This is a genomic window from Kitasatospora sp. NPDC041988 (assembly GCF_055588525.1).
Map to the genome: position 1 here is coordinate 1 of NZ_JBVJCO010000072.1, position 5,108 is coordinate 5,108.

The window sequence follows — 5,108 nt, forward strand, 5'->3', positions numbered from 1 at the left end:
GAACTCCTCGGGCTGCCCACCGACGAGCCCTCGATCAACGTCACCCGCTCCCGCCTGGGACGACTCGTCCGCCAGGGAGTCCTCGAGCAACCCGAACGCGGCCGCTACCAGAAACGGACTTAACGTCCTCTCAGAGCTCGGTAGCGCCTGCCGAAGGGAAGATCACGGTCACGAACGTGCCTGGCGTACACGCGGAAGCTCATGCGCTGATCATCTCGCAGTCGCCTTCCAGGCTCTCAAGCAGGAACCACGTACGACTCCCGATTAGAGCAAGTGCGTGCAATCCTGGGCCCTGAGTGAATCGTCGACGGCATGCCGCTGATGCTCTGAACTGTGGAAATGTCGCCTCAGGTCGTCGCAGCTACAGATACCAGGCGATCCACATCCAGGCTGGCCGCGTCGGTGACGGTCACCCCGTCGTAGATCGAGTACCAGACGCCGCCGGTCAGCGAGCAGTCCGGGCCGACCCCAGTCCATGCCGACCTCCGAACCCGCCTCGCCGGAGCCGGCTGACCTCCCGTTGCCCAACCGGGCACCCGCCCGTTGGACCGCCCCGACCAGGGCGTGCGGCTGCGCCTGCTCCACACTGCCCGGCACCTGCACCCCCACGGCCCGGGTACCGCACGGTGAAGCCCCCGGGCGGCCGGGCCCGTAGACAGCCCGGCCGCCCGCCTCTTGCGTCAGAAGGGGCCCGGTTGTCGGTCCCCGGAGGTAGGGTGCCCGCCACCGTCTTGAGCGAGGAGCACCCGTTGGCCGAGAGCCTGAGCGCTGCGGAGCGGCAGCAACTGATCACCAAGTGGATCTCGCCGTCCACCGACGCCGAGGCGCCCAGCGGCGGGGGCTGCTGGTGGCGGAGTGCTTCGGTCCGACGTTCCAGGGCGAGGGTCCGAGTGTGGGGCAGCAAGCGCTGTTCGTACGACTGTCGCGCTGCAACCTCCGCTGCCTGCTGTGCGACACCCCGGAGACGTGGGACTGGTCGCGGTTCGATCCGCGCGAGGTTTCCACCCGGCACAGCGTTGAGGACCTTGCCGCATGGGTGATGGCGCGCTCGCCCCGTCTGGTCGTGGTCACCGGTGGCGAGCCGCTGCTCCAGCAGCGCGAGCTCGTTGGCCTGGCGACGATGGCCCGGTCGTACCTGTACGAGGGCGGACCGCTCCGGCTGCTGCGGCCTTTTCGTCCCGGAAGCTGCCGCCCGAACAGAGTTCCCGGATGGCGGTGCCAGATCGCCTGGCGGAGGTTCTCCAGCCGAACGGCCGGTCGATCTTCGGATCGACCGGCCGCTTCAGTTCCTCGGCTCCTCTACTGCTTCCGGGAGGCTGCCGAAGGCGAGCACCACTGCTCGAGCCGCCTGCCGAACCTCCAAGGCGCCGTCACCGCACCGGCCCGGCCACAGCCGCTGCCCGCACTGACCGGTGGGCCGGTGGCGCGGCCGGCCCACCGAGCGGGGCGTGCTACCGGCGGGTCTCCGCCTGCGCGCGGAACTGGCGGGCATTTTCCGCGGCCTTGGCGAGGTTGAGCCCGGTCATGCCGTCGGCCTCGCTGACGGTCACGTAGGTGTTTCCGTCCAACCATGCACAACTGGTCGCGTTGAACAGGTTGTTGCCGAACGGGTCCGTCGACTCGGTCTTCGTGATGGTGACCTTGCACTTCATGACGCCGCCCAGCGGTCCCGGGTCCACGTCCTTGACCTCGCCATGGGTCACCTTCATGCCCGGCACCTCCGCCGAGCCATCGTTCATTTCGGCCAGCGCATCCGCGCGGTCCTTCTCGGAGAACGGGACGTCGCTCTCGACCGCGACGACGATCGCGTGGTTCTCCCCGAACTGACCGCTCTTGTACGCCGTCACGACGACGTGCTGGTGCGGATCGTCCCGCACCATGGCCTCGGCCTGCTGCCGCAGCACCGCAGTCTCGGGGGCGTTGTCGTCGCGCTTCATCCCGAGGAAGGTGTTGGGCAGACGGATGCGGCCCATCGTCTGGTTCCCCGCGTCCTGCGCCGGCTTGCTCGAACCCGCCCCGGCATCCGCCCCACCTGCCCCGGTACCCGCCCCAGCGCCGCCCGCCGCCGGTGCGGCCGCGTCTCCGGCCGGAGCCGCAGCAGCACCCGCCGGGGCCGTGGCGGGCGGCGTGGCGGGTGGCGTGGTGTCCCCCGACCTCGTCACGGCGAACGCCGTGCCGGCCAGGACGATCGCACCGACGACCCCCAGCGCGACCCACATCCCGGTGCGGGAGGACCGGGCCGGCGCCGGCTGGTTCCACCCCACCTGCGGCGGTCCGTACGCGGGCGGAGGCGGACCGTAGGCGGGCGGGATCGAGGGCGGCGGCGGGACGTTCCCGCCCGGCGGCTGTGCGGGTAACCCGGATTGCTGCTCGTGCATCTGCGAACTCCCGGACGTCGAGTGATGATGTGGTGGACGATCTGTGGGCCTGGAATGAATATGCCCAACCACGGGTGCCCGCACAAAGCCCGGACGATCACTGTTTCCGATCTGTAGCACGCAGCACGCAGCACGCAGCACGCAGGACGCACCGCACCTCACGGTTCGGACTCCCGCTCGTGTGAAGGTGCCGAGGTCTGCGGCGAGCCGCGCGCACGTCGGTCAGCTCTGGGGCCAGTACCGGGCGGCGTGGGCGAGGGCGGGGCCGTCCAGCTCGGCGACCAGGCGCTCGAAGAGGCGGACGGCGGCGGGGCCGCTCCAGTCCTCGGTCAGGACCTCGGACGGAAGTCCGGGTCGCGGAACGGGAGCTTACGCCAGCGGTCGATCACCGAGAGGTAGGCGACGAAGGGGTCCTGGCCGTCGAGGCGGTCGCTGTGCGCCTCGTACTCCGCGATGAACTCCCGGTAGCGCCGGTCGATCCCGGCAAGGTCCCAGCCGTTGCGGACGGTGGTCACGAGCTGCTGACCCCCGACGTAGTCGCCGACGAAGACGGCGCACTGGTCGGTGAGGTCCAGCTCGGCCATGACGCGACGGGCGGCCGGGAGCATCCGTGCGGGCACGATCCACGCCGCCGAGCCGATGTTGCCGAAGCCGAGCGAGCTCAGGTGTGCGGTCAGCCGGTGCCGCACCGCGCGGGCGGACTCCGGCACGGAGAAGTTGACCAGGCACCAGCCGCGCCGAGATGGATGGGCGGCTGTACACCGTTGCGCGCCGGAACATGCAGACCGTGTCGCGCGTGCCGACGGTGGAGCGCGTCGTCTGCGCCGACTGCCCTTCCTGCGGGCTGCACCGCCCAGTCGTACGGAAACTACGCCACCGGGACCTGTACGAACATGGATCCGAGGCAGACCTGGCAGGTTCGTGGCGCGTGCCAGGGCTGGGACGCCAACGGCCAGACCTGGGCCCCGGGCATGAGCAGCGGGTGGGTTACGGGCAACGGCACTGGCAAGGTCGGCTGCGGTATGTCGTGGGTGTCTATCGCGACGATAGCGCTCGGCCCGATCGTCGGATAGGGAAACGAGTGCGCGGGTGTGCGTGACGACAACACGGCCGGCGCCCACGGCAGGCGACCGGGCATGGGGATCAGAGGTGCCGACCGCCTGCCGGACTGGTTGGGCTGGTGGCGCGGTACCGGACCAAGCCCTACTAGTGGACCCGGGCACGGTCCTGCCGGCAGCGAAGCGGCGTGCCCTGCCACCGGTGACGGTCGTCCTCGGCCGCAGCGACGACGCACGTTTCACCGCTGTCGTGCTGGCCGCCCACCGGCTCCGGGTGGGCCGTATCACCGTCCACCCCACCGTGGGCACCGTCCGCACTACGGTCCTCCTCTACAACCACCTCACCGCGCTGGGCAGATCGGTGGCCGACGTGCAAGCGCAGGGCCTTGTGAAGGAAAGGGATACGGTGCGCGCGGTGCGCGTGTGGATGTGGGACGAGGGCATCCGCCACGTCATCGTCCTGCGCGCCCACCCGCGCATCGACCTGCTGTACCTGCTGGACCTGCACGCCGCCACTGGCGCCGCCCTCACGCTTGTCTGGCATGCCCCCACCCTCAGAGGCGACCTGGCACTCCTGCTGAACAGCATCGGCCACCGCGTCGTCGACACCCCACCGCGGCCCGTGATGCCTTCAACGAACCGATCGCCCGCCATGCCGCGCTCCGTGCGCGCGCGATACGCGTCCTCGCACGTGTGACCGTCTGGCTCGTGACGGTCCTTTCCGGAGCTGCGGGTCTGTGGACGGCCTCCTTGTGGGCCGGCGGCTTCGCTCTGCCGGGCCCCGCCCACCTCCGTGTCCCCGCGTTCCTGCTGTGCTCCGCCGTGTTGGCCGTCGGCGCCGTCCTGCTCGTCCTGCCCCTGGGCTTCGCGACCCTCATCGGCGCCGAGAGACTGTGGGCCAAGGTGAGGGAGGACGAGCCGTTCAGGCGCGCCCGGCCACTGCGGCGGCGCCTCGCCGCGGGCGTGCTCGTCGCCTTGGCGGCCGCGCTCCTGCTCGCCGCTGCCGGCGCCGCCCTGCTCTGGGTACCCAGCACCGTTCTCCACCTTGCCGCGTGGCTCGCCCGCCGCGCGGGCCTGCCAGTGTCCGCTCCGGCCGGCTGGTCCGCAGTTCCCGTCGCGTGGTCGGCAGCCGCCGGCGTGGGGTTCTCCTGGATCATGCTGCGCCTGTTCAGCTGGAGCGATGAGTCCGGGTACCTGCAGCACTTGCGCCAGCAGACCATGGAGCTCGACATGGGCTTCCACAACGCGACCGGGTGGGGTATCACCGTCGGGCCGTACACGTACTGGCGGAGGAAGACCAACAGCGTCGTCATCAGCCTCCCGGGCTACGGCGGGTACGGCGGGTACGGCGGCTACGGCGGGTACGGCGGGTACAGCGCCTTCGTACCCGGCCCGGGCCCGAACGCCTCCCAGATGGCCGCGGCCTACCTGGCCGCGGAACAGCAGCGCCGAAGGCCACCCTTCCGTCCTGCGGCCCTCGACCGGTTCCAGCAGGAACCCTGACAGCAGATGCGGGAGGCACCGCACCCACCGCATCCGGCCTCCCACCGTTCGTCCTGGGGGGGGGGGGGGGGGGGGGGGGGTGGGGGCGGGGGGGGGGGGGGAGGGGGGGGGAGAAGGAGGGGGGGGGGGAGGGGGAGGAGAAGAGAACGCTGCGCCGGAGGAGGTGAAT

The 5,108-nt window shown here is 70.9% G+C and carries 4 protein-coding genes and 1 pseudogene; 3 read left to right on the plus strand and 2 right to left on the minus strand.

Annotation, left to right across the window (positions count from 1 at the left end):
• Nucleotides 1–892 precede the first annotated feature (892 nt).
• Nucleotides 893–1,516 carry a 4Fe-4S cluster-binding domain-containing protein gene (locus ACZ6NC_RS39900; RefSeq protein ID WP_465738813.1) on the plus strand — a complete coding sequence of 208 codons (624 nt, stop codon included), beginning with the start codon at nucleotides 893–895 and terminating at the stop codon, nucleotides 1,514–1,516.
• On the opposite strand, the gene ACZ6NC_RS39905 is transcribed toward ACZ6NC_RS39900, so the two are convergent.
• Complete coding sequence (locus ACZ6NC_RS39905; RefSeq protein WP_465738794.1) at nucleotides 1,452–2,219, minus strand: hypothetical protein; 768 nt, start codon at nucleotides 2,217–2,219, stop codon at nucleotides 1,452–1,454. The two genes, ACZ6NC_RS39900 and ACZ6NC_RS39905, sit on opposite strands and share 65 nt — an antisense overlap.
• Before the next feature lie 381 nt (nucleotides 2,220–2,600).
• Nucleotides 2,601–3,754, minus strand: a pseudogene (locus ACZ6NC_RS39910) (PaaX family transcriptional regulator C-terminal domain-containing protein).
• Between ACZ6NC_RS39910 and ACZ6NC_RS39915 the strand changes: the two are divergent.
• Both ACZ6NC_RS39915 and ACZ6NC_RS39920 read left to right on the plus strand, forming a co-directional pair.
• Nucleotides 3,639–4,133 carry a hypothetical protein gene (locus ACZ6NC_RS39915; RefSeq protein ID WP_465738817.1) on the plus strand — a complete coding sequence of 165 codons (495 nt, stop codon included), beginning with the start codon at nucleotides 3,639–3,641 and terminating at the stop codon, nucleotides 4,131–4,133. The pseudogene ACZ6NC_RS39910 and the gene ACZ6NC_RS39915 overlap by 116 nt on opposite strands.
• An 11-nt stretch (nucleotides 4,134–4,144) precedes the next feature.
• Nucleotides 4,145–4,939, plus strand: a complete 795-nt coding sequence (locus ACZ6NC_RS39920) for a hypothetical protein (protein WP_465738795.1) — start codon at nucleotides 4,145–4,147, stop codon at nucleotides 4,937–4,939.
• Nucleotides 4,940–5,108 lie beyond the last annotated feature (169 nt).

What these genes read in the sequence shown, in the direction of transcription:
- ACZ6NC_RS39905 (WP_465738794.1), bottom strand. Translation starts at nt 2,219, where the DNA reads ATGTGGGTCGCGCTGGGGGTCGTCGGTGCGATCGTCCTGGCCGGCACG.